The sequence below is a fragment of the Micromonospora solifontis genome (genome assembly GCF_003725545.1).
GTDB lineage: Bacteria > Actinomycetota > Actinomycetes > Mycobacteriales > Micromonosporaceae > Micromonospora > Micromonospora solifontis.
In genome coordinates, this window is the sequence record NZ_RJLN01000021.1 from 1 (window position 1) to 24,681 (window position 24,681).

The 24,681-nt window shown below is 72.7% G+C and carries 23 protein-coding genes and 1 pseudogene; 15 read left to right on the plus strand and 9 right to left on the minus strand.

Going from position 1 to position 24,681, the window contains the following annotated elements; translation table 11 throughout:
- Window positions 1-295: 295 nt before the first annotated feature.
- Window positions 296-2,284 carry an acetoacetate--CoA ligase gene (locus EFE23_RS10020; protein ID WP_123240620.1) on the plus strand — a complete coding sequence of 663 codons (1,989 nt, stop codon included), beginning with the start codon at window positions 296-298 and terminating at the stop codon, window positions 2,282-2,284.
- Between the two features lie 108 nt (window positions 2,285-2,392).
- On the opposite strand, the gene EFE23_RS10025 is transcribed toward EFE23_RS10020, so the two are convergent.
- Entirely contained in the window at window positions 2,393-3,082 is a 690-nt protein-coding gene (locus tag EFE23_RS10025; RefSeq protein ID WP_123240621.1) for a TIGR03089 family protein, read from the minus strand.
- Between the two features lie 151 nt (window positions 3,083-3,233).
- Here EFE23_RS10025 and EFE23_RS10030 point away from each other — a divergent pair, with 151 nt between their 5' ends.
- Together EFE23_RS10030 and EFE23_RS10035 are read left to right on the plus strand one after the other, a co-directional pair.
- Entirely contained in the window at window positions 3,234-4,379 is a 1,146-nt protein-coding gene (locus EFE23_RS10030) for a glycosyltransferase family 4 protein (RefSeq protein WP_123240622.1), read from the plus strand.
- 63 nt (window positions 4,380-4,442) lie between these two features.
- On the plus strand, window positions 4,443-5,534 hold the full coding sequence (locus EFE23_RS10035; RefSeq protein WP_123240623.1) for a mannose-1-phosphate guanylyltransferase: 1,092 nt from the start codon (window positions 4,443-4,445) through the stop codon (window positions 5,532-5,534).
- A gap of 65 nt (window positions 5,535-5,599) precedes the next feature.
- Here the strand turns inward: EFE23_RS10035 and EFE23_RS10040 are convergent, their stop codons facing one another.
- The gene (locus EFE23_RS10040; RefSeq protein ID WP_123240624.1) at window positions 5,600-6,184 is read right to left on the minus strand and encodes an NUDIX hydrolase; all 585 of its coding nucleotides are present in this window, start codon (window positions 6,182-6,184) and stop codon (window positions 5,600-5,602) included.
- Window positions 6,185-6,223: 39 nt separating this feature from the next.
- Between EFE23_RS10040 and EFE23_RS10045 the strand changes: the two are divergent.
- Together EFE23_RS10045 and EFE23_RS10050 are read left to right on the plus strand one after the other, a co-directional pair.
- Window positions 6,224-7,252: pseudogene (locus EFE23_RS10045) on the plus strand (hypothetical protein); the annotation flags it as partial.
- A gap of 277 nt (window positions 7,253-7,529) precedes the next feature.
- Window positions 7,530-8,516 carry a helix-turn-helix domain-containing protein gene (locus EFE23_RS10050; protein ID WP_123240625.1) on the plus strand — a complete coding sequence of 329 codons (987 nt, stop codon included), beginning with the start codon at window positions 7,530-7,532 and terminating at the stop codon, window positions 8,514-8,516.
- 83 nt (window positions 8,517-8,599) lie between these two features.
- Here EFE23_RS10050 and EFE23_RS10055 read toward each other — a convergent pair whose 3' ends face one another.
- Window positions 8,600-9,685: a coenzyme F420-0:L-glutamate ligase gene (locus EFE23_RS10055; protein WP_123240626.1), complete on the minus strand. Its 1,086-nt coding sequence runs from the start codon at window positions 9,683-9,685 to the stop codon at window positions 8,600-8,602.
- A complete protein-coding gene (cofD, locus tag EFE23_RS10060; RefSeq protein WP_123240627.1) occupies window positions 9,682-10,629 on the minus strand; it encodes a 2-phospho-L-lactate transferase in 948 nt (315 codons plus the stop codon). Before cofD ends, EFE23_RS10055 begins: the two co-directional genes overlap by 4 nt.
- Before the next feature lie 99 nt (window positions 10,630-10,728).
- Here cofD and EFE23_RS10065 point away from each other — a divergent pair, with 99 nt between their 5' ends.
- From EFE23_RS10065 to EFE23_RS10090, 6 genes are all read left to right on the plus strand, one after another.
- The gene (locus EFE23_RS10065) at window positions 10,729-11,634 is read left to right on the plus strand and encodes a hypothetical protein (protein WP_123240628.1); all 906 of its coding nucleotides are present in this window, start codon (window positions 10,729-10,731) and stop codon (window positions 11,632-11,634) included.
- 245 nt (window positions 11,635-11,879) lie between these two features.
- Window positions 11,880-14,408 (plus strand): bifunctional FO biosynthesis protein CofGH, encoded by a 2,529-nt coding sequence (locus EFE23_RS10070; RefSeq protein ID WP_123240629.1) that lies wholly within the window; start codon window positions 11,880-11,882, stop codon window positions 14,406-14,408.
- 151 nt (window positions 14,409-14,559) lie between these two features.
- Window positions 14,560-14,838 carry a hypothetical protein gene (locus tag EFE23_RS10075; protein ID WP_123240630.1) on the plus strand — a complete coding sequence of 93 codons (279 nt, stop codon included), beginning with the start codon at window positions 14,560-14,562 and terminating at the stop codon, window positions 14,836-14,838.
- A 54-nt stretch (window positions 14,839-14,892) separates the two neighbouring features.
- A complete protein-coding gene (locus EFE23_RS10080) occupies window positions 14,893-16,290 on the plus strand; it encodes a DUF4331 domain-containing protein (RefSeq protein ID WP_123240631.1) in 1,398 nt (465 codons plus the stop codon).
- A gap of 14 nt (window positions 16,291-16,304) precedes the next feature.
- On the plus strand, window positions 16,305-16,646 hold the full coding sequence (locus EFE23_RS10085; protein ID WP_199736998.1) for a phospholipase: 342 nt from the start codon (window positions 16,305-16,307) through the stop codon (window positions 16,644-16,646).
- 491 nt (window positions 16,647-17,137) lie between these two features.
- Window positions 17,138-17,398 (plus strand): WhiB family transcriptional regulator, encoded by a 261-nt coding sequence (locus EFE23_RS10090; RefSeq protein ID WP_013284161.1) that lies wholly within the window; start codon window positions 17,138-17,140, stop codon window positions 17,396-17,398.
- 68 nt (window positions 17,399-17,466) lie between these two features.
- Here EFE23_RS10090 and EFE23_RS10095 read toward each other — a convergent pair whose 3' ends face one another.
- Window positions 17,467-17,916, minus strand: coding sequence for a metallopeptidase family protein (locus tag EFE23_RS10095; RefSeq protein ID WP_123240632.1), 450 nt, complete (start codon window positions 17,914-17,916; stop codon window positions 17,467-17,469).
- A gap of 154 nt (window positions 17,917-18,070) precedes the next feature.
- Between EFE23_RS10095 and EFE23_RS10100 the strand changes: the two genes are divergently transcribed.
- Complete coding sequence (locus EFE23_RS10100; RefSeq protein WP_123240633.1) at window positions 18,071-18,445, plus strand: DUF3499 domain-containing protein; 375 nt, start codon at window positions 18,071-18,073, stop codon at window positions 18,443-18,445.
- Between the two features lie 106 nt (window positions 18,446-18,551).
- Here EFE23_RS10100 and EFE23_RS10105 read toward each other — a convergent pair whose 3' ends face one another.
- The 3 genes from EFE23_RS10105 to EFE23_RS10115 are packed head-to-tail and all read right to left on the minus strand — an operon-like array spanning window position 18,552 to window position 21,900.
- Window positions 18,552-19,928, minus strand: a complete 1,377-nt coding sequence (locus EFE23_RS10105) for an NAD(P)/FAD-dependent oxidoreductase (protein WP_199736999.1) — start codon at window positions 19,926-19,928, stop codon at window positions 18,552-18,554.
- Window positions 19,928-20,569, minus strand: a complete 642-nt coding sequence (locus EFE23_RS10110; protein WP_123240634.1) for a pyridoxamine 5'-phosphate oxidase family protein — start codon at window positions 20,567-20,569, stop codon at window positions 19,928-19,930. The genes EFE23_RS10105 and EFE23_RS10110 overlap by 1 nt, the downstream gene beginning before the upstream one ends.
- On the minus strand, window positions 20,554-21,900 hold the full coding sequence (locus EFE23_RS10115) for an aspartate aminotransferase family protein (RefSeq protein WP_123240635.1): 1,347 nt from the start codon (window positions 21,898-21,900) through the stop codon (window positions 20,554-20,556). The genes EFE23_RS10110 and EFE23_RS10115 overlap by 16 nt, the downstream gene beginning before the upstream one ends.
- A gap of 341 nt (window positions 21,901-22,241) precedes the next feature.
- On the opposite strand from EFE23_RS10115, the gene EFE23_RS28830 reads away from it, so the two are divergent.
- Window positions 22,242-22,571: a Scr1 family TA system antitoxin-like transcriptional regulator gene (locus EFE23_RS28830; RefSeq protein WP_233600938.1), complete on the plus strand. Its 330-nt coding sequence runs from the start codon at window positions 22,242-22,244 to the stop codon at window positions 22,569-22,571.
- Between the two features lie 52 nt (window positions 22,572-22,623).
- Complete coding sequence (locus EFE23_RS10125) at window positions 22,624-22,770, plus strand: DUF397 domain-containing protein (protein WP_123240636.1); 147 nt, start codon at window positions 22,624-22,626, stop codon at window positions 22,768-22,770.
- On the opposite strand, the gene EFE23_RS10130 is transcribed toward EFE23_RS10125, so the two are convergent.
- Window positions 22,771-23,283: an Lrp/AsnC family transcriptional regulator gene (locus EFE23_RS10130; RefSeq protein WP_123240637.1), complete on the minus strand. Its 513-nt coding sequence runs from the start codon at window positions 23,281-23,283 to the stop codon at window positions 22,771-22,773.
- 209 nt (window positions 23,284-23,492) lie between these two features.
- Between EFE23_RS10130 and EFE23_RS10135 the strand changes: the two genes are divergently transcribed.
- Window positions 23,493-24,677 (plus strand): ABC transporter substrate-binding protein, encoded by a 1,185-nt coding sequence (locus EFE23_RS10135; RefSeq protein ID WP_123240638.1) that lies wholly within the window; start codon window positions 23,493-23,495, stop codon window positions 24,675-24,677.
- Window positions 24,678-24,681 lie beyond the last annotated feature (4 nt).

Sequence of the window (24,681 nt, forward strand, 5' to 3'; positions counted from 1 at the left end):
AAGGAGGGGCCCCTTCTTAACGCCTCCGTTAGAGCAGGGAGCCCCGGTTAACAGCCGGCGATCTTGAGCAGGCGGCCGGCGTGGTGCGAGGTGTTAGGAAGGGGCCCTTTACCCCCGCCAGGCGTTAAGAAGGGGCCCTTCCTTGCACCGGTCCACACAACCTGAAGGTGCGGGGTGTGGGGCGGCCACGCCCCCTCGGCGGCACCCGGTGCGGACAATGGCCAGGCAAGGTAGGGCAAGATGGCGCCACGGCCCATGCACAGTGTCGTGACGGGGCCTCAGGGAGGGTGGAGCAGTGGGTGACATGCTGTGGACGCCGCCGGCCGACGTGCGTGAGCGGTCCCGGATCGGCGACTACCTGCGCTGGCTGGCCGAGCACCGGGGGCTGGAGTTCGCCGACTACGACGCGCTGTGGCGCTGGTCGGTGACCGACCTGGACCGGTTCTGGCGGTCGATCTGGGACTACTTCGAGGTGGTCGCCCACACCCCGCCGACCGCCACGCTGGCCGACCGGGCCATGCCGGGCGCCCGGTGGTTCCCCGGCGCGACGCTCAACTACGCGGAGAACGTGCTGCGGATGCCGGGCCGGGGCGACGACGACCCGGTGGTGATCGCGTACGGGCAGACCCGCGCGCCCGAGACGCTGACCGCCGGACAGCTGCGCGAGCAGGTCCGCCGGGTGGCGGCCGGACTGCGCCGGCTCGGCGTCGGGCAGGGCGACCGGGTGGCCGCGTACGCGCCGAACATCCCGGAGACCTTCGTGCTGCTGCTGGCCACCGCCAGCCTGGGTGCCATCTTCTCCTCGTGCGCCCCCGAATTCGGCACCCGCAGCGTCACCGACCGGTGGCAGCAGATCGAGCCGAAGGTGCTGGTCGCCGTGGACGGCTACCGGTACGGCGACAAGCCGGTGGACCGCCGGGGCGAGGTGGCCGCCATCCGGGCCGCGCTGCCGTCGCTGGCGCACACCGTCGGCATCGCGTACCTCGACCCGTCCGGTGCGGCACCGGCGGGCGCGATCTCCTGGGCCGAGCTGGCGGCGGAGACCGACGAGCCGCTGACCTTCACCCCGGTGCCGTTCGACCACCCGCTCTACGTGCTCTACTCCTCCGGCACGACCGGCCTGCCGAAGCCGATCGTGCACGGCCACGGCGGCATCCTGCTGGAGCACCTCAAGATGCTGGCCCTGCACCACGACCTGGGCCCGTCCGACCGGTTCTTCTGGTTCACCACCACCGGCTGGATGATGTGGAACTTCCTGGTCTCCGGACCGGCGGTGGGCGCGACGATCGTGTTGTTCGACGGCAACCCGGGCCACCCGGACCTGGGCGCGCTCTGGCGGCTGGCCGCGGAGACCGGCACCACGTACTTCGGCACCTCCGCGCCGTTCCTGCTGGCCTGCCGCAAGGCCAACCTGGTGCCGAAGGCGATCGCCGACCTGTCCGCGCTGCGCGGGGTCGGCTCGACCGGCGCGCCGCTGCCCGTCGAGGGCTTCACCTGGGTGTACGAGAACGTCGGCGACAACCTCCAGCTCCAGTCGCTCTCCGGCGGCACGGACGTCTGCACCGGCTTCGTCGGCGGGGTGCCGCTGCTGCCGGTGTACGCCGGGGAGATCGCCTGCCGGGCGCTCGGCGCCAAGGTCGAGGCCCGCTCGGCCGACGGCACCCCGGTGATCGGGGAGCTGGGCGAGCTGGTGATCACCGAGCCGATGCCGAGCATGCCGGTGGGCTTCTGGAACGACCCCGAGGGCGCCCGTTACCGGGAGGCGTACTTCGAGGTCTACCCGGGCGTCTGGCGGCACGGCGACTGGATCACGGTCAACGAGCGGGGCGGCTGCGTGATCACCGGCCGCTCCGACGCCACCCTGAACCGGGGCGGCGTCCGGCTGGGCACCGCCGAGTTCTACTCGGTGGTCGAGGGGCTCGACGAGGTGGTCGACTCGGTGGTCGTGCACCTGGAGGACGACCAGGGCGGGGCCGGCGAGCTGCTGCTCTTCGTGGTGCTCGCCGAGGGCCTCGAACTCGACGACGAGCTGCGGAAGAAGATCTGCCGCGAGCTGCGTACCGCCCTGTCGCCCCGGCACGTGCCGGACGAGATCCACCAGGTCCGCGCCGTCCCGCGCACCCTGAGCGCGAAGAAGCTGGAGGTCCCGGTCAAGAAGATCCTCACCGGCACCCCGGTCGACCGCGCGGCCGCCAAGGGCGCCCTCGCCAACCCCGACTCCCTGACGGCCTTCGCCGCCCTGGCCCAACGCCGCGCCCCCACCAACAACCCCACCCCCGCCTGACCCTGACCCCCCCCACACCGGCGATCTTGCACTTTGGGTTGCCGTTCTGCGGCAAACGTCCCTTATGGGGGCACAGCAAGTGCAAGATCGCCGAACTCGCGGGGTGGGTCAGGCCAGGGTGCGGGTGACCTTTTCAGCGGCGGTGCGGGAGTCGAGGCGGGACGGGTCGAGGTTGGCGCAGGCGACGATGGTGGCTCCGGCCGCCAGTGGGGCGAGGAGCCAGTCGACCCGGTCGGGGTAGGTGGTCGTGTCCACCAGGATCCGGTCGCCGGGGGTGAGGCACAGCTCCGCGGCCCGAGCCTCCGCGCGGGCGAGCAGCGCCGCGTCCGCCTCGCCACCCGCCGGGTACGCGGTGAAGTGGTCGCCGTGCCCGCGTACCGCCGGGACGAAGTCGGTGAACCCGGCCGGCACCTCCCGCATCGGCAGGGCGAACGGGTCCAGCGCCAGCACGTACCGCTCACCGGCCGACCACCGGTCCGCCTCGCCGACCTTCGACGCGGCGGCGAAGATCACGTCCACATCGCCCGGCGCGTCGACCACGGTCAGCTTCGCCGACCAGCAGCCGAGCAGCACGGCGGCGGTCTGCCAGTGCGGGGGCAGCAGCACGCCGGCCGTGTCCCCGGGGGCGAGCGCCACCTCGTCGACGAGCAGGTTGGCCGTCTTGGCCACCCAGTTCGCACAGGTCGCGCCGGACAGTTCGGTGCGCTCACCGGTGGCGTCGTCGTACCAGGTCAGCAGCGGTCGGGTGGGATCGGTCGCGATCGCGTCGGCGAACACCCGGGCAATGTTGTCGGCCATCGGCGCGAACGATACGCCGTCGGGGTCCGTACTCGATGACAACGACAAGTCGGCGTACCGTCGGGTCGCAGTCAGCGTCGGGACCCGGGCCCGGCGTAGGCTTGCCGACAGTGTTGTTCCCCACAGACCCGCCAGCCTGAGGAGTCGCCCCGTGACCGCCGGTCGCCCGCCCCGCGTGCTCATCGACGCCACGAGTGTCCCCGCCGACCGTGGCGGCGTCGGTAGATACGTCGACGGCCTGCTCGGCGCGCTCGGTGGCGTCTGCGGGTCCGCCCTGGACCTGGTCGTGGTGAGTCTCCGCACCGACCTCGAGCGGTACCGTCGGATGCTGCCCGGGGCCGAGGTCGTCCCCGCCCCGGCCGCGGTCGCGCACCGGCCGGCCCGGCTCGCCTGGGAGCAGACCGGGCTGCCGCTGCTGGCCCAGCAGGTCGGCGCCGAGGTGCTGCACTCGCCGTTCTACACCTGCCCGCTGAGGCCCGGCTGCCCGGTGACGGTCACCGTGCACGACGCGACCTTCTTCACCGAGCCGGAGCACTACGACAAGTCCCGCCGGACGTTCTTCCGCAGCGCGATCAAGACCTCGCTGCGTCGGGCCGACCGGGTGATCGTGCCGAGCAAGGCCACCCGGGACGAGTTGATCCGGCTGCTGGACGCCGACCCGACCCGGATCGACGTGGCGTACCACGGGGTCGACCAGACCGCCTTCCACGCCCCGGGCGAGGAGGAGAAGGCCCGGGTACGGGCCCGCCTCGGCCTGGGCAGCAGCAGCTACATCGCCTTCCTCGGGGCCAAGGAGCCGCGCAAGAACGTACCCAACCTGATCCGGGGCTGGGCGCGCGCGGTGGCCGACCGGGAGAACCCGCCGGCCCTGGTGATCGCCGGTGGCCAGGGGCACGACGACGACATCGACCGGGCGGTGGCCGAGGTCCCCTCACACCTGCGGCTGCTCCGCCCGGGCTACCTCCGCTACGCCGACCTGCCGGGCTTCCTCGGCGGCGCCCTGGTCGCCGCCTACCCGTCGTACGGCGAGGGGTTCGGCCTGCCGATCCTGGAGGCGATGGCCTGCGCGGCCCCGGTGCTGACCACGCCGCGACTCTCGCTGCCGGAGGTGGGCGGCGACGCGGTGGCGTACACCAGCGAGGACCCGGACCAGATCGCCACCGACCTGGCCGCCCTGCTGGACGACGAGCAGCGCCGGCTCGCCCTGGCCAAGGCCGGCTTCGAGCGGGCCAAGGAGTTCACCTGGGAGTCCAGCGCGGAGGTCCACATCGCCGCATGGAGCCGGGCCCGTTCCTGAGCGTCGGCTGCGGGTGGGCGTGACCAACCGTGGCGGCTCGCCCGCTTCGGGCATGATGTGCTGATGTTCTACGCCGTCATCCCGGCGGGAGGCAGTGGCACGAGGTTGTGGCCGCTGTCCCGTGCCGGCCATCCCAAGTTCCTCCACCCGCTGACCGGCACCCCGGCCTCGCTGTTGCAGGCGACGGTGGACCGGCTCGCGCCGCTGACCACACCGGAGCGCACGCTGGTGGTCACCGGGGCCGCGCATGTCACGGCGGTGGCCCGGCAACTGGCTGGCCTGCCGGAGGAGAACATCCTGGTCGAGCCCTCGCCGCGGGACTCCTGCGCGGCGATCGCCCTGGCGGCGGCCGTGATCGCGCAGCGCGACCCGGCGGCGGTGATGGGCTCGTTCGCCGCCGACCACCTGATCGGCGACCCGGCGCGGTGGGCCGAGGTGGTCCGGCAGGCGATCGTCGGCGCCGAGCAGGGGCTGCTGATGACGGTGGGCATCACCCCGACCCGGCCGGAGACCGGCTACGGCTACCTGGAAACCGGTGACCTGGTGGGCGGCGGCCCGCTGCGCCCGGTGGCGGAGTTCAAGGAGAAGCCCGCCGTCGAGGTTGCCGAGGCCTACGTCCGTTCCGGCCGGCACCTCTGGAACGCCAGCATGTTCGTCTGGCGGGTGGACGTGTTCCTGGCCGAGCTGGCCCGGCAGCAGCCGGCCCTGCACGCCGGGATCACCGCCATCGCCGCGGCGTGGGGCACCCCCGAGCAGGACGACGTCCTCGGCACCGTCTGGCCGACCCTGCCGAAGATCTCCGTCGACTACGCGGTGATGGAGGGCGCGGCGACCGCCGGCCGGGTGGCGACCGTGCCCGGCGACTTCGGCTGGAACGACGTCGGCGACTTCCACACCCTCGGCGAGGTGCTTCCCGCCGACGCCCACGGCAACGTGGTGCTGGGCGGCGACGGCAAGCCCGGCGTGCTGCTGCACGACACCACCGGCACCGTGGTGGTGCCGCAGTCCGGCCGCCTGGTCGCCACCGTCGGGGTGCACGACCTGATCGTCGTGGACACCCCGGACGCCCTGCTGGTCTGCCCCCGCGCCCAGGCCCAGGACGTGAAAAAAATCGTGGACACCCTAAAAGACCACGGCGAGGAAGCCCTGATCTGACCCACCCCCGTCGATCATGAGGTTGGCGGCGCCAGTGGAGATCCACATCGCCGTCAACCTCATGATCAAGATGGCTGGGCGGTGGTGTGGCGGGCGAGGGTGGCTAGGGCCGGCTCGATGAGCTGGGCGGTGGCGTGGGCCAGGGGTTCGGGGAGGCGGTCCGGGGGGAACCAGCCCAGCGCCTCGGACTCGTCGCTGACCCGCTCGGTCACCCCCGCCGGGGCGAACACGGCGAACCGGACGTCGTAGTGCAGCGAGCCGCCCTGGCAGGAGACCGGGTGGATGTCCACGTCGATCGGCTCCGGGTCGACCACCAGGCCGCTGATGCCGGACTCCTCGGTCGCTTCGCGCAGCGCGGCGGCGGCCAGGCTCCGGTCGCCCGGCTCGCAGTGGCCGCCGAGCTGCACCCACTTCCGGAACTTGCCGTGCAGGCAGAGCAGCACCCGCTCCCCGGTCGCATCGAGCACCAGGGCGCTGGCGGTGACGTGCCCGGGCCGGTGCGCGCGGCTCAGCGCCACCGGCCCGGCCGCCAGCAGCTCCAGCGTCCGGTCCCGGTTCGCCGCGGCGGCCGGGCTGGTCGCCGTCCAGCGGCTCAGCAGCGCGGTGGCATCGGCGTGCAGGTCGGCGTACGTTCCCAGGTCGGTGTGCACCCCGACACTCTACGAGCGCCCGCTCCGTACCCTGGCCGGGTGACCCTGCGACTCCTGGAGTTCGTCGTGGCCGGCAACGAGGCCAGCGACCTGTTGCCGGTCCGTTCCCCGGCGCTGCTGCGGGCCCACGGCGCCCGGCGTGGCTTCTGGACGGTGTTGGACGAGGGGCCGGTGGAGCGCTGCCTGGCGTTGCTGCTGGAGCGGGTCGACGGTGAGTGGGTCGCGCAGCACGTGGCCGCCGACGCCGGCCCGGAGAACGGCCGCACCGAGGACGGAGAGGCGCTCGCCCGCCACGACGGCTGGGTGTACGTCTTCGGCTCGCACTTCGGCTCGAAGGCCGGCCCGCTGCGGCCCCGCCGCGCATTCGTGGCCCGGTTCCGCGAGGAGGAGGCCGCCGCCGGCACGCTGCCGGTGCAAGTGGTGCGCAACCGGTTCCGGCTGCACCGGGCGATCAACGACGCGCTCGCGGCCGCGCCCCTGACCACGCTGCCGCCCGGGGACCGGGTGCGGGCCCGGTTCATCGTGGAGACCCTGGCCCGTGGCACCGCCCGGGCCAAGAGCTGGGCGACCCGGCTCGCCGAGGACGACCTGCCGGTCAACGTCGAGGCGGCCGCGTTCACCCCGACCGGTACGGTGCTGCTCGGGCTGCGCTTCCCGGTGACCGCCGACGGCGAGCCGATCCTGGTCGAGCTGGCCGGGGTGGCCGACATGTTCGACGACTCCGGCTGGCCCCGCCCGGTGGGCGCGTACGCGCTGACCGGGGTGACCCCGCCGGGCACGCTGACCGGCTTCCGGGCGATCGCCGCCGCCCCCGACGGTGGATACGCCGCGGTGATCGGCTCGATCGACGCGCTGGGCAAGGGCTCGGTGCTGCTGGACGACCACCCGCACGGCGGCGAGGTGACCTCGCGGCACGTCGCCTTCCGGTGGGAGCCCGCCGCGGACGGCCGTCTGGCGGGGAGGCCGGTGGCCGAGCTGGCGCCGTTCCATCACGTGGAAGGCCTGGCCGAGCTGGACGGGAGCTGCTTTTACGTGACCGACGAGGACCACCGGGTGGCGCTCTGGGTCGACCGGGACGGCGGGTCCCGGGGGGGGCGACCGGTGACACCCCTGCGGAACAAGCCGCAGACCCTCGTGGTGCCGTCCGGTCGCCCGTGCCCCCGATCTCCCGGTAGCCCCGGGCCGGGGTTGCCACCTCGGCCCCGGCGGGCACCGGTAGTCTGCCCAACCCGTCCGGGGGCCGTCGAGGTTTTTCAGCCCACGCTTAAAAGTGGAGATTAGTGCCAGCGGGTACAGTGCCAGGTGGAGGCGGGTGAATCCCTCAACCGGCCCCGGAGAGCGCTCCATGCTGAAGATCATCTTCTCGAGCGAGGACATCCTGCGGACCAGGGTGGCCCCCGCCGCGGACCCGGTCTGGGAACTGGTCCTCAGCCTGCACCTGCTTCAGGGCCGCGGGCGGGAGCCGCTGCTGCTCGAGTGGCGGCGCGCGGTGGCCCGCGCACTCCGTACCGAGAGCGACGCCGAACAGTTCCGGCTCCTGTTCGCCCTCAACCCGCCCCGCGGCTACTTCCCCGACTTCCTCACCCCGTACGCCTCCCGGGACGGGTTCGAGGCGGGGCTCGAAGCGGTCCGCGGCACCCCGGTCGACATGCTGCGCCGCGACCTCACCCTGCTCGCCGAGGAGAACAGCCTGCCCTCCCCGGCCGACGCGCTGGCCCGTGGTGAGCCCGAGGTGCTCCGTCACCTCACCGACTCGATGGCGCGCTACCAGGCGTTCGCGGTGACCCCGTACTGGTCCCGGATCCAGGCCGCGGTCGAGGCCGACCGGGCTCGGCGGGCCCGGGCCATGCTCGACGGCGGGCCCGAAGGGCTGCTCGCCAGCCTCCGGCCCAGCATGCGGTGGGCGGACAACGTCCTCGAGGTGCTCGACTATCCGGACACCCGCGAGCTGCGCCTGGACGGCCGTGGCCTGCTGCTGGTCCCCTCCTTCTTCTGCGCCCGTACCCCGGTCGCGCTCCTCGACCCGACGCTGCCCCCGGTGCTGGTCTACCCGGTCGAGCGGCTCGGTGGGCTCGCGACCTCGCGGGACGCGGACGACGGCGACCGGGAGGCACTCGCCGCCCTGATCGGCCGGACCCGGGCCGCCGTGCTGGCCGCCGCCGACGACGGCTGCACCACCGGCGAGGTGGCCCGCCGGCTGAGCATCTCCGCCGCCGCGGCCAGCCAGCACGCCAGCGTGCTGCGCAACGCCGGCCTCCTGGTCAGCCACCGTGACCGCAACACCGTGCTGCACACCCTGACCCCCCTCGGCCGCGCCGTCCTCGACGCCTGACCCGCGCCCCACCCACCGGGAGCGGGGCCGCGTCGGGACCGGGAGCCGGGCCGCGCCGGGGTTACGGCGTCCGGCGGGGCGGGTCAGATGGCCAGGGCGGCGCTGGCGGTGCTGCCCGTCGGCGGCGGAAGGAGTGCCGACGGGACTCCCTCGGCGGCCAGTGCGGTCCGCAGCCGTTGCAGGTCGGCGCCGAAGCGCACCAGGTCCGCCGGGTCCACCGGAGTCGGCGCCGCGCCCAGCACCAGGCCGGTGGCCCGCTCGGGCCAGCCGGGCACGGTGGCGACCAGGCCGGCGCGTACCTCCTCGTCGGTGACGTGGGTGAAGACCGTGCCGGGCGCGACCACCTCGGTGACCGCGGCGATCGCCCGGTCGACGGCGGCCGGGTCGGCGGCGGTCGGGCCGGGGCCGTCGGCCAGCGTGGCCGCCTCGCGGAGCCCGGCGGCCCTCGCCTCGGCGGTGCCCAGCGAGAAGAGGTCCAACTCGGCGTCCCGGACCAGCGCCCGGGCGCCCTCGCCGTCCCCGGCGCCCGCAACCCCCGGGTAGCCCCGGACGACGGCCACCGGCACCTGGTCGCACTTGCCCTTGATCAGCTCACCGGCGCCGGCCAGTTCGTCCACCACGGCGAGCTGGGTGAGCTGCAACTCGTTGCCGTACGGATCGATCTCGCCGCGGTGGTCGCGGATCGCCGGCATCCCGGCGACGCCGAGCGCCACGTCGGTGAGGCCGTTGCGCCACGGCCGGCCCATGGTGTCGCTGATGATCACCGCGACGTCCAGGTACCGCTCGCGCAGCGCCGCCCGCAACGCCCGGGCCGACGCGTCCGGGTCCTTCGGCAGCAGCACCAGGCGGGTCTTGTCCACGTTCGACGCGTCGATCCCGGCGGAGGCCATCACGAAGCCGTGATGGGTCTGCACGATCCGGGTGGCACCCCGGCTGGCCACCACCCGGGCCGTCTCTCCGGCGAGCACCTCGTCCCGGGCGGCGAGCCGCTCGGGGCCGTCCGCCGGCACGTCGACCAGCCGGCCCTCCGCCTTCGACACGATCTTGCTGGTCACCACCAGCACGTCACCGTCGCGCAGCCACGGGGCGGCGGTGGCGATCACCGCCGCCAGGTCGTCGCCCTCGGTCACGTCGCCGATGCCCAGCACCGGCAGGATCTCCAGCCTCACGCCAACTCCAACGCGGCCCGGACCATCGTGGCCGTGGCCGCCTCGTCGGTCATCCGCAGCGGCGCCGAACGTACGGTCACGTCCGGCACCACCGTCCCCTCGTCCTCCGGCGCGACCAGCCAGCCGTCGAGCAGCCCCCCGGCCGACCGGCCACCGTAGAGCCCGCCCACCCCGGCCGCGCTGCACTCCACCCCGAGCACGTCGAGGCAGCGGTCGGCCATGCCGCGTACCGGGGCGCCGCCGATGATCGGCGACACCCCGACCACCGGGGCCGGGCCGTCGGCCACCGCGTCGCGCAGGCCCGGCACGGCGAGGATCGGGGCGATGCTCACCACCGGGTTGCTCGGCGCGATCAGCACCACGTCGGCCGCGCCGATCGCCTCCCGCACCCCGGGCGCCGGCTTCGCCGCCTCGGCGCCGACGAAGACGAACCGGTGGGTCGGGACCTGCGCCCGGTGGCGCACCCACCACTCCTGGAAGTGGATCGCCCGCTGCCCGCCGTCGACATCCACGACCGCGTGCGTCTCCAGGCGGTCGTCGGTCGCCGGCAGCAGGCGTACGCCGGGCTGCCAGCGGGTGGCGAGCGCCTCGGTCACCTGGGACAGCGGGTAGCCGGCGTTGAGCATCGTCGTGCGGACCAGATGGGTGGCGATGTCCTTGTCGCCCAGCCCGAACCAGGTCGGCTCGGCGCCGTACGCCGCCAGCTCGGACTTGACCGTCCAGGTCTCGCCGACCCGGCCCCAGCCCCGCTCCGGGTCGGCGCCGCCGCCCAGCGTGTACATCACGCTGTCGAGGTCGGGGCAGACCTTCAGCCCGTGCAACAGCAGATCGTCGCCGACGTTGACCACCGCGGTCACCTCGGCCCCCACCTCCCGGGCGTACGCCCGGACGCCGAGCAGGAACCGGGCGCCCCCGATGCCGCCGGTCAGAACCACGATGCGCATGGCGTCCATCCTCCCGCACGCGCGGCCGTCGATCGGCCGGTGCCCGGTGCGACTAGGCTCACGTCGGCAACTGTCCGTTTTCGTCCCCAGGGGGAGTTCGTGACCAGCCCCGCCGAGCCCGCGTCCGCCGACGCGACGCAGGCCAGCCAGGTGACCAAGCCACTGCGCGAACTGGCCGCGCTCGTCCTGCTCGGCGCGAACGCCGTGCTGCTCTTCGTCGGCCTGCTCCGGCTGCTGGTGCCGATGGACGACTACAGCACGTTCAGCAGCCGCGCGGGAAGCACCTTCTTCGCCTTCGTCGGCGTCGAGTCCGCCGTGCTGCCGGTGCTGGCCGTGCTGCTCGCCACCCACGTACGCCCGGCGCTGCCCAAGGCGAAGCTGATCACTCAGGCCGCCCTCGGCGAGTACGCGTTCGCTGCCCTGTTCGGCGCGCTCACCCTGCTGATCTGGCTGGTCGGTCGGCTCGCCGCCGCCGAGGTACTGGACGCGTTCCTCGGCCTGCTCACCCGGGTGGCCTGGCTGGCCATCTTCGGGATCGCCGCGTTCGTGGTGTTCACCATCTGGCGCCGGCTTCACCACGTACCGAGGCCCAAGCCGCAGCCCGGCGTGTACGGGCAGCCCCAGCCGGGCTGGCCGCAGCAGCCGGGCGGCTACCCCGGCCAGCCGGCCGCCTACCCGGCCCCCGGCCAGTCGACCGGCTACCCGGCACCGGGCCAGAGCGGGTACGTCCCCGGTGGCCAGCCGAACCAGCCGGGCGGGCACCCGGTGCCCGGCCAGTACGGGTCGCCGCAGTCGGCACCGCCGTTCAACACCGCCCCGCCGCACGCCCCGCAGTCCGGGCCTCCGTTCGGCGCCCCGCACCCGGCTCCGCCGTTCGGCCAGCCGCCGTCGGCGGACCCGACCCAGGCCATCCCGCGCCAGCCGGCGGAGTTCGGCCAGCCGGCCCCGCAGGACAGTGACCGCACCCAGCGCTTCGACCGGGACGACCCGAACCACCCCCGCTGACCCTCCCCGCGCCGCCGCGACTGCGCGCGCCCCGCGACTGCGCGGCTGCGCACCGAGACGACTGATTCACGGAAAGAGTGGCTTCCCGACGCCGGGAGGCCACTCTTTCCGTGTAAGAGCGCCAACGTGAGCGAGCGCCAACGTGAGCGGGCGTCGCCGTGAGCGAGCGCCGACGTGAGCGGGCGCCGACGTGAGCGGGCGCCACCGGGGGTCGGTGCGGGTGGTTCAGCGCCTAGGCTGGACGGATGGTTGATCGCACCCAGCCCGCTCCGACGGAGGCGAGTGTCCGGCGGGCGCTGCGCCGGGCCGCGACGGGGCGGGCGCTGGACGTCGACGAGGCGAGCACGCTGCTGACCGCGCGCGGCGACGCACTGGACGAGCTGCTCCGGATCGCCGGTGAGGTGCGCGACGCCGGGCTGCGCGAGGCGGGCCGCCCGGGCGTGGTCACCTTCTCCAAGAAGGTGTTCATCCCGCTGACCCGGCTCTGCCGGGACCGCTGCCACTACTGCACCTTCGCCACGGTGCCGCACCGGCTGCCCGCCGCGTACCTGGAGAAGGACGAGGTCCTCGCGATCGCCCGGGCGGGTGCCGCGCAGGGGTGCAAGGAGGCGTTGTTCACCCTCGGTGACCGCCCGGAGGAGCGCTGGCCGGCGGCCCGGCGGTGGCTGGACGAGCGGGGCTACGACTCCACCCTCGACTATCTGCGCGCCTGCGCGGTGGCGGTGCTGGAGGAGACCGGCCTGCTGCCGCACCTTAACCCGGGCGTGCTGTCCTGGTCGGAGCTGCAGCGGCTCAAGCCGGTGGCGCCGAGCATGGGGATGATGCTGGAGACCACCGCGACCCGACTGTGGGCCGAGCCGGGTGGCCCGCACTTCGGCTCCCCGGACAAGGAGCCGGCCGTCCGGCTCCGGGTGCTCGACGACGCCGGCCGGGTCGGCGTGCCGTTCACCACCGGCATCCTGATCGGCATCGGGGAGACCCTGGCCGAGCGGGTGGACGCGCTGTTCGCGATCCGCCGGCGGATGCGGGAGTACGGCCACCTCCAGGAGGTGATCGTGCAGAACTTCCGGGCCAAGCCGGACACCGCGATGCGCGGGATGCCCGACGCGGAACTGCACGACCTGGCGGCCACGGTCGCGGTGGCCCGGATCCTGCTCGGCCCGAAGGCCCGCGTCCAGGCACCGCCGAACCTCATCGAGGGGGAGTACGACCTGCTGCTGCGGGCCGGCATCGACGACTGGGGCGGCGTCTCGCCGGTCACCCCGGACCACGTCAACCCGGAGCGCCCCTGGCCGCAGCTCGACGAGCTGGCCCGGCGTACCGCGCGGGCCGGCTTCACCCTGCGCGAGCGGTTGACCGTCTACCCCGAGTACGTCCGGGCCGGCGATCCGTGGCTGGACCCGCGCCTGCTGCCGCACGTCACCGCCCTCGCCGACCCGGAGACCGGGCTGGCCGTCGAGGCGGCCCGTCCGGCGGGCCGGCCCTGGCAGGAGCCGGAGGAGGTGTTCGGCGGGCGGACCGACCTGCACGCCACCATCGACACCACCGGCCGGACCGGGGACCGCCGGGGCGACTTCGACAGCGTCTACGGCGACTGGACCGAGGTCGCCGACAAGGTCGCCGCCGGGGCGCGCGTACCCGGAAGCGGCACCGCGACCACCGCGGACGCCGAGCTGCGCGCGGGCCTGCGGCTGGCCGCGGACGACCCGGCGGCGCTGCTCGCGGCGGCGCACGAGGCGAAGGCGCTGGCGCTGTTCGGCGCCGACGGGCCGGCGCTGGACGAGCTGTGCCGGATCGCCGACGACGTCCGCCGGGACGCGGTCGGCGAGGACGTCACCTACGTGGTCAACCGCAACATCAACTTCAGCAACGTCTGCTACGTCGGCTGCCGGTTCTGCGCGTTCGCACAGCGGGAGAGCGATGCGGACGCGTTCCGGCTCTCCCTGGACCAGATCGCCGACCGGGCCGAGGAGGCGTGGGCGGCCGGCGCCGGCGAGGTGTGCCTGCAGGGCGGGATCGACCCGAAGCTGCCGGTCACCGGGTACGCCGACATCGTCCGCGCGATCAAGGCCCGGGTGCCGGGGATGCACGTGCACGCGTTCTCCCCGATGGAGATCGTCACCGCGGCGGCGAAGGCGGGCGTGCCGGTGAAGGAGTGGCTGCTCCAGCTCCGCGAGGCCGGGCTGGACACCATCCCGGGCACCGCCGCCGAGATCCTCGACGACGAGGTGCGCTGGGTGCTCACCAAGGGCAAGCTGCCGGCCGCCGCCTGGGTCGAGGTGGTCAGCACGGCGCACGAGCTGGGCATCCGGTCCAGCTCCACGATGATGTACGGCCACGTGGACCACCCCGGCCAGTGGCTCGCCCACTTCCGGGTGCTGGCCGGGGTGCAGGACCGCACCGGCGGCTTCACCGAGTTCGTGGCGCTGCCGTTCGTGCACACCAACGCGCCGATCTACCTGGCCGGGATCGCCCGCCCCGGGCCGACGTGGCGGGAGAACCGGGTGGTGCACGCGATGGCCCGGCTGCTGCTGCACGGCCGGATCGCCAACATCCAGTGCTCCTGGGTGAAGCTCGGCGACGACGGCGCCGCGGCGATGCTCCGGGACGGCTGCAACGACCTGGGCGGCACCCTGATGGAGGAGACCATCTCCCGGATGGCCGGGTCGGGCAACGGCTCGGCCCGGACCGAGGAGCAGCTCCGGGCGATCGCGGCGGCGGCGGGCCGGCCGGCCCGCAAGCGGACGACCGCGTACGGTCACGCTCGCGCCTGACGTCGAACCTTTCCCCGCCGCCGGCCGTACCAGTGGATGCCGGCGGCGGTTGCGGCGAGGGCCGCCGCCGGTGACTCCCGCGGAGCACCCGGCGGCGTCCGGGTCTCCGGCCCACCGCGGGCGCTGCGGCGCCGGCCCGGAAAGGTTGCCCATGACCAGTGATCAGCGGAAGCGGCCCTGGCCGCGACTGACCCGCCGGCAGACGTTGACCGCCGCCGCGAGCGCCACCCTGGGCGCCGCCGCCCTCACCGTGCCGGGCCTGTCGGCCGCACAGAACACGCCCAGCACGGGCCGCCGGAACGAGCCGATCGTGGTCCACCTGCGCGACGCGGCCTCCGGCGCGATGGACGTCTTCGTCGGCACGACCCGGATCCAGGTGCGCGACCGGGCCCTGGCGGACCGGCTGGTACGCGCCGCCGGTCGACGCTGACCCGCCCGGTTCTTCCCCTCGACCTCTTCTCTTTCGACGAAGGTGTGGTCCGCCATGTCCTCTCACCGCGAAGCCCCGGAGATAGCCAAGGATCCGGTGGCCGACAGTTCCGACCTGTACGCGTTCGTCAGTCCCGACCACCCGGACACGGTGACGCTGATCGCCAACTACGTGCCGGTGCAGCTCCCGTCCGGCGGCCCGAACTTCTTCGAGTTCGGCGACGACGTCCGGTACGAGATTCACATCGACAACGACGGTGACGGCTATCCGGATGTCACGTATCGCTTCGAATTCACCACCGAGATCACGAATCCGAACAGCTTTCTTTACAACACCGGGCCGATCGAGTCGCTGGACAGCAAGAACTGGAACCGGCGGCAGTTCTACCGGTTGACCCGGGTTGCGGACGGTCGGGAGCGGGTGCTCGCCCACAAACTGCCCTGCCCGCCGTGCAACGTGGGTCCGCTCTCCACCCCGAAATACCACGACCTGGTCCGGCAGGCCACGTACCGGCTGTCGACGGGGGAGAAGGTCTTCGCCGGGCAGCGGGCGGACGGCTTCTTCGTCGACCTGGGCGCCATCTTCGACCTGGGCACGCTCCGGCCGTTCCAGCAGCTGCACGTCGCCGGCAAGAAGATATTCAAGACCGAGGGGCAGCCGGTCAACGCGCTGGACCGGACCAACGTGCACAGCATCGCCGTGCAGGTGCCGTTGAGCACGGTGCGCCGCAAGGCCAGCCGGTACGGCTACGCCGACCGGGCCTCGACGATCGGGGTGTGGACCACGGCGTCCCGCCAGCAGGTCCGGGTGCTCGGTGACCGGGTGGCCGCGGACACCGTCGCGGGCCCGTTCACGCAGGTCTCCCGGCTGGGGAACCCGCTGTTCAACGAGGTCGTCGTGCCGATGTCCAGAAAGGACCTGTGGAACAGCCTGCCGCCCACCGAGGACAAGCGGTTCGCGCAGTTCGTCGAGCACCCCGAACTGGCGGCCCTGCTGCCCGCGCTCTATCCGGGCGTCTTCCCCAACCTGGAGGCGCTGAACAAGTCGAAGAAGCCCCGGGCCGACCTGGTGGCGATCCTGCTCACCGGCATCCCGGCCGGGCTGATCGACGGGTTCGCCAACACCACCGGCGACGTGCAGGCCGACATGCTGCGGCTGAACACCGCCATCCGGCCGAACCGCAAGCCGGACCGGTTCGGCGTGCTCGGCGGCGATCTGGCCGGCTTCCCCAACGGCCGGCGGGTCGGCGACGACGTGGTCAGCATCGCGCTGCGGGCGATCGCCGGCCTCACCGTGCCGTTGGTGGACAAGACCTTCAAGCCGGACGCCGCGGCCGCCGCGGTCACCCCCGGGCTCAGCGCGGCCGACGTGACCGCGCCGTTCCTCGGTGACTTCCCGTTCCTCGGTACCCCGTACGACGGGTTCGACAACCCGCCGGCGAAGAAGTCCTGAGAGAGGGGCCGGCCGTGCACCAGCACCAGCACACCCTGGGACCGTCGGAGAGCGGTAGCGTCGTGCTCGACCTGGGCGGCGACTCGGGCGCACTGATCATCTACACCGGACGTGAGCTGCACGGCCGCGAGATCGAGATCAGCCGGGTGGACGACGACGGGCCGCGCACCCACTCGGCCGTACGCGAGCGGCACGTCCGGGACGGGGTCTTCCACAGTGCCGTGTACCCGGACCTGGAGGCGGGTCTCTATACCGTCTGGTGGGACGATTCCACACCGGCCGGAGCGATCTCCGTCACCGGTGGCGCGGTCGCCGAATTCGTCTGGCCGCCCAGCTCGCCCTCGACAGTGAGCTGACCGTACGCGCAGTCGCCGTCGCGCCCCGTCCGCCTGGTGGACGGGGCGCGGTCGGCGTTTCCGGCGCTCGACGGGCGGTTGCGCGCCAGCCGGGTTAACCTTTCCCCCATTACATGCTGATCTTGGACGGTGTTGCGACGGCCGCCCGGGTGCGGCCCGCCGGAGCCTCCACCGGGGCCGCCGGGCGGGTCCGTGCCGGGGTGCGCCACGGCGAAAATCTGGGGCAACTCGCCGGAGAGGGCGTTACTCGTCCGGGGTCTGAATCGATAGGGCAGGTTGCGAGGCTCGGGCGGCCCGGATGGCCGGCCCTGACGTGTCGGGAGGGCGACTCCATTATCAAGTTTGGCTTGACGGCGCACGCATTACACGCGTGTAATTTGAATGGGGTTGTTCGCACGGAACGCAACAAATCGTGACCGGACGGACAAGCACGCCTTTCGCGTGGGGGGTTGCAGCGGCGATGACGCCGGTGCGCGACAAGGAGGCATTTGATGGACGGCCAGCTCGAGGTGGCCGACCTGCTCGGAAACGCGCCGGAGTGGCAGGAGCGGGCGCTCTGCTCGCAGACCGATCCGGAGGCGTTCTTTCCCGAGAAGGGCGGCTCGACCCGCGAGGCGAAGCGCATCTGCTCGCGGTGTGAAGTCAAGACGGAATGCCTGGAATACGCCCTCGGCCACGACGAGCGGTTCGGGATCTGGGGCGGGCTCTCCGAGCGGGAGCGGCGCAAGCTCAAGCGGCGGGTCGCCGCCTGACGCGTACCGGGCCGGGGCGGTGGGGGCCGCCCGGCCCGGGCTGACGGGCCGAGCCGGTGGGGGCCGGCTCAGGCCAGTTCGTCGGGGTCGACCCCGAGCAGGTTCGCCACCTGCTCGATGATCACGTCGTGCACGAGATCGGCGAGGTCCTCGCGGTCCATCGCCCGGAACTCCAGCGGCCGCCGGTAGAGCACGATCCGCGGCGGCACCTCCTGCCGGCCGGGCCGGCCGGGCAGCAGCCGGGCGAGCGGCACCTCGCCGTCCTCCAGCACGTCCGAGTCGTAGACGTTCAAATCCGGCGGGACGTCCTCGACGGCGAACTCGACGCCGGCCAACTCCTTGGCGAACCGGCGCTCCAGGGTCTCGACCGTGTCCAGCACCAGGTCGTCGAAGACCTCGGCCTTGGTCCGGGCCAGCGGTACGGTGGCCGGCACCAGCCGCCCGCGCAGGCCGCGACCGTGGCGGTCGCGGTGGTTGCGCCGGCCGGAGCCGGGGCGGCGGTTCTCCGGGCTCGTCATGACGCAAAGGGTAGCCCGCCCCACCTGGCTGCCCGTCGTTGCGCCGCCGCGGCGGCGCGCCGGTGATCCGATCGGACGAATTGTGATCACCATGACGGGCGTGTCGTAACGCGAAGCGGTGCGCCGGACCCGGTAATGGGGATACCCTGCCGCCGTGAGGTCACCACGGCGCTGCTCCCGTAACGGCTGCCCCCGGCAAGCGGTCGCCACATTGACCTATGTCTACAACGAGTCGACCGCCGTGGTGGGCCCGTTGGCGGCCTTCGCCGAGCCGCACACGTACGACCTCTGCGAGCCGCACGCGCGTAACCTGACCGCGCCCCGGGGCTGGGACGTGGTGCGGCACGAGGGCGAGTTCGAGCCCCCGCCGCCCACCACCGACGACCTGGTCGCCCTGGCCGAGGCCGTGCGCGAAGCCGCCCGTCCCGCACCCCCACGCCCTCCCACGGACGCCGAGCACCCGACCGCCCAGCCGGCCCCCCAACAGGGCCGCCGCGGCCACCTCCGCGTCATCCCCCCCAACCACTGACCCGCCGCCCTTCGCTGCCGTTGATCATGAAGTTGACGGCGGTCAGCGAGATCGAAAACGCCGCCAACTTCATGATCAACGCGTTGGATGCGGGCGCGAGTGCGGGTCAGTGGCCGAGGAGGCGGGAGAAGGCGGCGGCGCGGCGGGAGGGGCGGCCGGTGCGCGCCTCGGCCTCGTCGGCGGAGAACATCACCTTGAGGCCGGCGTTGACGGCGAGCCAGCGTAGGGGTTCGGGTTCCCAGCTGGGGGAGCGGTGGTTGACCCAGGGGAGGGCGGTCAGGTCGCTGTCCGCGCCCCGGATCAGGTCGGCGAGGGTACGGCCGGCCAGGTTGCTGGTGCCGACGCCGTCACCGACGTAGCCGCCGGCCCAGGCGAGACCGGTCGAGCGGTCCAGGCCCACCGAGGCGGCCCAGTCCCGGGCCACGCCGAGCGGCCCGCCCCAGGTGTGCGTCACCGGCACCTCGGGCCCGAGCACCGGGAAGAGTTCGCCGAGCACCCGGCGCAGCGCCGCGAAGACCCGGGGCTCCCGGTCGAAGCCGGGCCGGACCCGGGAGCCGTAGTGGTACGGGGCGCCCCGCCCGCCGAAGGCGAGCCGGCCGTCGGCGGTGCGCTGGCCGTAGATGATGACGTGCCGGTAGTCGGAGAAGGTCTCCCGTTCGGCCAGGCCGATCTCCGCCCAGGCCGGCTCGGGCAGCGGCGCGGTCGCCACCATCAGCGAGTAGACCGGCGCCACGACCCGCCGCTGGCCGGGCAGCGCGGGGGTGAACCCCTCGGTCGCCCGGACCACCACCGGCGCGCGGACCACCCCGGCGGGGGTCACCGCCGCACCCGGGCGCAGCGCCGTCACCGGGGTCCGCTCGAAGACGCGTACGCCCCGGCGCTCGACCGCCCGGGCCAGGCCGCGGACCAGTTTCGCCGGGTGCACCGCGGCGCAGTGCGGGGTGTACGTGCCGCCGCGTACCCCGTCGGCGTGGCAGCGGGCGGCGGCCTCGGCCGCGTCCAGCAGCACCAGGTCGGTGTCGGCGAGCCCGTACTCGCGGGCCTCGGCGGCGGCGGCCCGGGCCCGGCCGAGCTGCACCTCGGTGCGGGCCAGCACCACCGTGCCGCCGGCCCGCCAGTCGCAGTCGATGCCCTCGGCGGCGACCACCCGGCCCACCTCGCCGACGGTCTCCCGCATGGCCCGGTGCATGGCGAGCGCCCGGTCCCGGCCGTGCCGGCGGGCCAGCGCGGGCAGCGAGGTGGGGAAGAGCGCGGAGCACCAGCCCCCGTTGCGCCCGGAGGCGCCGTACCCGGCGATCTCCTGCTCCAGCACCACCACGCGCAGCCTCGGATCCGCCGCGGCGAGGTAGTAGGCCGTCCACAGCCCGGTGTAGCCGGCCCCGACGATCACCACGTCGGCGTCGGTGTCACCGGGCAGCCCGGGCCGCGGGGTGAGCGGCTCGTCCAGACTGGACAACCAGTACGACAGCTCCTGGTAGCGCATCACCACTCCGGTGCGGGCAGCTGGTGGCGCAGCCGTGGATCGGGCTGCGGGGTGCCGTACGCCTCGACGACGGGTACCACCCCGGCCCAGACCGGCAGGTCGAGGTCGTCCTCCGGGTCGTCGGGCGGGCCGGCGCTGATCTTCAGCGAGCATTCGTCGAGCGGCAGGGCGAGCACCAGCGTGGCGGCCAGTTCCTTGGCCGACGGCGGCCGGATCTGCGCCCAGCGCCCGGGGAGCAGGTGTTCGGAGAGGCGTTCCAGGGCGGTCAGTTTCTCCGCGCCGTCCAGCGTGACCAGCCGGCCGAGTACCATGGCGCAGCGGTAGTTCATCGAGGACTCAAAGGCGCTGCGGGCCAGGACGAGGCCGTCGAGCAGGGTGACGGTGAGGCAGGCCGGGGCGCCGGCGGCAAGGTGCCGGAAGAGCCGGCTCCCGGTGGAGCCGTGCACCAGCACCCGCTCGCCGTCCCGGGCGTACGCGACCGGCAGCGCGTACGGCTGGTCCTGATCGACGATGGCCAGGTGGCCGACCCGGCCGGCGTCGAGCACGGCGTGCAGGCTCTGCCGGTCGTGCACGGCGAGGTCGGGCAGGCGGCGTACCCGGGTCCGGTCGGTGCCCGCGCCGCCGGTCAGAGGCGCGACCATGCCTCGGTCAGCACGGTACGCAGGATCTGCTCGATCTCGTCGAACTGCTGCTGCCCGGCGATCAGCGGCGGGGCGAGCTGCACCACGGGGTCGCCGCGGTCGTCGGCGCGGCAGTAGAGCCCGGCCTGGAAGAGCGCGGTGGAGAGGAAGCCGCGCAGCAGCCGCTCCGATTCGGCCTCGTCGAAGGTCTCCCGGGTCGCCTTGTCCTTGACCAGCTCGATCCCGTAGAAGTAGCCGTCGCCCCGGACGTCGCCGACGATCGGCAGGTCGGTGAGCTTCTCCAGGGTGGACCGGAAGGCGCCCTCGTTGGCCCGGACGTGCCCGACCAGGTTCTCACGGGCGAAGACCTCCAGGTTGGCCAGGGCCACCGCGCAGGAGACCGGGTGGCCGCCGAAGGTGACGCCGTGGGCGAACATGCCGGTCTCGCTGAGGAACGGCTCCATCAGCCGGTCGCTGGCGATCATCGCGCCGAGCGGGGCGTAGCCGGAGGTGATGCCCTTGGCGGTGGTGATGATGTCGGGCTGGTAGCCGTACCGGGTGGCGCCGAAGTACTCGCCCAGCCGGCCCCAGGAGCAGATCACCTCGTCGCTCACGAGCAGCACGTCGTACGCGTCGCAGATCTCCCGGACCCGCTGGAAGTAGCCGGGCGGTGGCGGGAAGCAGCCGCCGGAGTTCTGCACCGGCTCCAGGAAGACCGCGGCAACGGTGTCCGGGCCCTCCCGCTCGATGGCGCGCCCGATCTCGTCCGCGGCCCAGCGGCCGAACGCCTCGGGGTCGTCGCCGTGCTCGGGGGCGCGGTAGAAGTTGGTGTTCGGCACCTTGATGCCACCGGGCACCAGCGGCTCGAAGTCGGTCTTGATGCCGGGCAGGCCGGTGATCGACAGCGCCCCCATCGAGGTGCCGTGGTACGCGATGTACCGGCTGACCACCTTGTACTTGGTGGGCTTGCCGGTGCGCTTGAAGTAGGCCCGGGCCAGCTTCCAGGCCGCCTCGACGGCCTCGGAACCGCCGGTGGTGAAGAAGACCCGGTTCAGGTCGCCGGGGGCCAGCGCGGCGACCTTCTCGGCGAGTTCGATCGCGGTCGGGTGGGCGTACGACCACAGCGGGAAGTAGGCCAGTTCGCCGGCCTGTTTGGCGGCCGCCTCGGCGAGTTCGGTCCGGCCGTGGCCGGCGTTGACGACGAAGAGCCCGGCGAGTCCGTCCAGGTAGCGGCGGCCCTGCGCGTCCCAGACGTACGCGCCGTCGCCGCGCACGATCGTCGGTACCTCGCCGGCGGAGTAGCTGGCCATCCGGGTGAAGTGCATCCAGAGGTGGTCGGTGGCGTTGGCCATGTCAGCCCCATCGGGTCTCGGGCCGGTCAGGGGTGACACCGGCCGCTCTGCCCACGGTTATCGCACAGTCGTTACTGATAACGCAAGTCTTGACGGCGACTGGCAACGGATTCAGCGTTCGAGGTTTGCCGTAGCAACGGATTTCGCGGTCCGATCGCGCGGGGCTTCGTCGGGGGACGGTGCCGGGGAAAGTCCTTTCGAGCTGAGTCGTCGGCGACATCGCTCGTCTGGGCGCCGCCCCCCGGGCCCCGCCGGCGTGCCGCCCGCGATCCGGGCTGTGAGTCGTTTTCGACATCAGCTCGAAAGGCACGCTCTGAGGGACTCCGTCGACCCCGTGGGACATGTTCGGGGCCTTTTCCGGGCCCGCGGCGCCCACCCTGCGATGCCTGCGGACAGCGACACGGAGGCTGGTATGGCGAACGAGGTGCTGCGGGTGGCGATGGCGGAGAAGGGGGAGACGGTCGAGTCGCTCGCCGACACTGGAGCAGGTCCAGGTCCGGGTGATCCCGGCCGACGGTCCCTGGCACACCGGGCTGGCCGGCCCGTTCATGCTCGCCCGGCTACCCGACGGCGCGGAACTGACCTATGTGGACGGCCAGCTCCGCGGTGAGATCGTGAGTGATCCATTGGATGTTGCTAACCCGGGGCGCAGGTGGGAGCGTCACCGGTGAGGCGTTCCCCCCGCCGCCGGTCGATCGAGCTGATCAGGGAAGTGGCGACGACATGGAGCTGACCGACGCCCGCTGGCGCACCGCCAACAACCTGCCCGGCCGGGTGCTGGTCCGGGACAGCAAGGACCGCGACGGCGGGACCCTCGCCTTCGCCCCGGCCGCCTGGCGGGCGTTCGTGGCCGCCGCGAAGGCGCGCTGATCAGGCGGTGCCCCAGCTGTAGGTCTGCTTGCGCAGCTTGAGGTAGACGAACGCCTCGGTCGACACCACGCCCGCCACGCCGCGCAGCTTCTGCAGGATCTCCAGCAGGTGCGCGTCGTTGCGGCAGACCACCTCGGCGAGCAGGTCGAACGAGCCGGCGGTGATCACCACGTAGTCGATCTCCTCGAACTCGGCGAGCCGGTCCGCCACGGTCTCCAGGTCGCCGTCGGTGCGCAGGCCGATCATGGCCTGCCGGGGAAAGCCCAGCTGAAGCGGGTCGGTGACCGCGACGATCTGCATCACCCCGGCGTCGAGCAGCCGCTGCACCCGCTGCCGCACCGCGGCCTCGGAGAGCCCGACCGCCTTGCCGATGGTCGCGTACGGGCGCCGGCCGTCCTCCTGGAGCTGCTCGATGATCTGCTTGGCCACGTCGTCGAGCAGAGCGTGACTGGCTCCCTCACGCACCGTGACACGGCGCGTGCCGTTTCCGTTCTCCAGTTGCCGATTGCCCATCGTCCGCTCCCCATGTCCGAATCCTTGGCGCTGAGCGTAGTGCCCGGCGGCAGTCTGGCGTATTTCGTCGCCCGAAGCTATTCCCGCAACGGAATCCCTTGTAAGGGAGGTCACCTCATGTCAGGATCAGTCGTCCATCGCCATTGACCCTCCCGCCGGCGTGCCACCCCCGTCCCGCCGCCGACGATGACCCCCCTAGGAGTCGTCACATGCGTAGTCCCCACCGGTCACTGACCCGGCGTGGTCTGCTCACCGGCACCCTCGGCTCGGCTGCCCTGCTCGCGACCGCGGGCACGCTGGCCGGCTGCGGCACCAAGGGCGCCCAGCAGACCGAGGCCGGTTGCAAGAGCGATGACCTCTCCGCCACGGAGAAGAAGCTGGCGTTCTCCAACTGGCCGCAGTACATGGACGTGGACGAGAAGGACGAGTCCAAGCGCCCCACCCTGGACGCGTTCGTCGCCAAGTCCGGCATCCAGGTGACCTACACCGAGGACGTCAACGACAACAACGAGTTCTTCGGCAAGGTGCAGAACCAGCTCGCCGGGTGCCAGCCCACCGGGCGGGACGTCATGGTCCTCACCGACTGGATGGCGGCCCGGATGATCCGGCTCGGCTGGATCCAGAAGCTGGACAAGGCGAAGCTGCCCAACGTCGAGGCGAACCTGCTGCCCTCGCTGCGCAACCGCCCCTTCGACAGCGACAACCAGCTCGCCATCCCGTGGCAGTCCGGTCTCGCCGGGATCGCCTACAACGGCAAGCACGCCAAGGAGATCCGCACCGTCGACGAGCTGCTCACCAAGCCCGAACTCAAGGGCAAGGTGACCGCGTTGTCGGAGATGCGCGACACCATGGGCCTCCTGTTGCAGGCCAGCGGCCACGACCCGGCGAACTTCACCGCCGCCCAGTTCGACGACGCGCTGGCCAAGCTCAAGCGAGCGGTCGACTCCGGGCAGATCCGGAAGTTCACCGGTAACGAGTACTCCACCGAGCTGGCCAAGGGCGACATCGTCGCCTGTATCGCGTGGTCCGGCGACGTCATCCAGCTGGGCTTCGACGATGACAAGATCAAGTTCGTGGTGCCGGAGTCCGGCGTGATGCTCTGGTCGGACAACATGCTGGTGCCGAACAGGTCCAGCCACAAGGCGAACGCCGAAGAGCTGATCAACTACTACTACGACCCGGCGGTCGCCGCGAAGCTCGCCGCGTACGTCAACTACATCTGCCCGGTCAAGGGCGCGCAGGCCGAGATGGAGAAGATCGACCCGGACCTGGCCGGCAACCCGCTCATCTTCCCGGACGAGGCCATGCTCTCGAAGTCCAAGGTGTTCATGGCCCTGGACGAGAAGCAGGAGAAGGAGTACGAGACCAAGTTCCAGCAGGTCATCGGGGCGTGAGGAC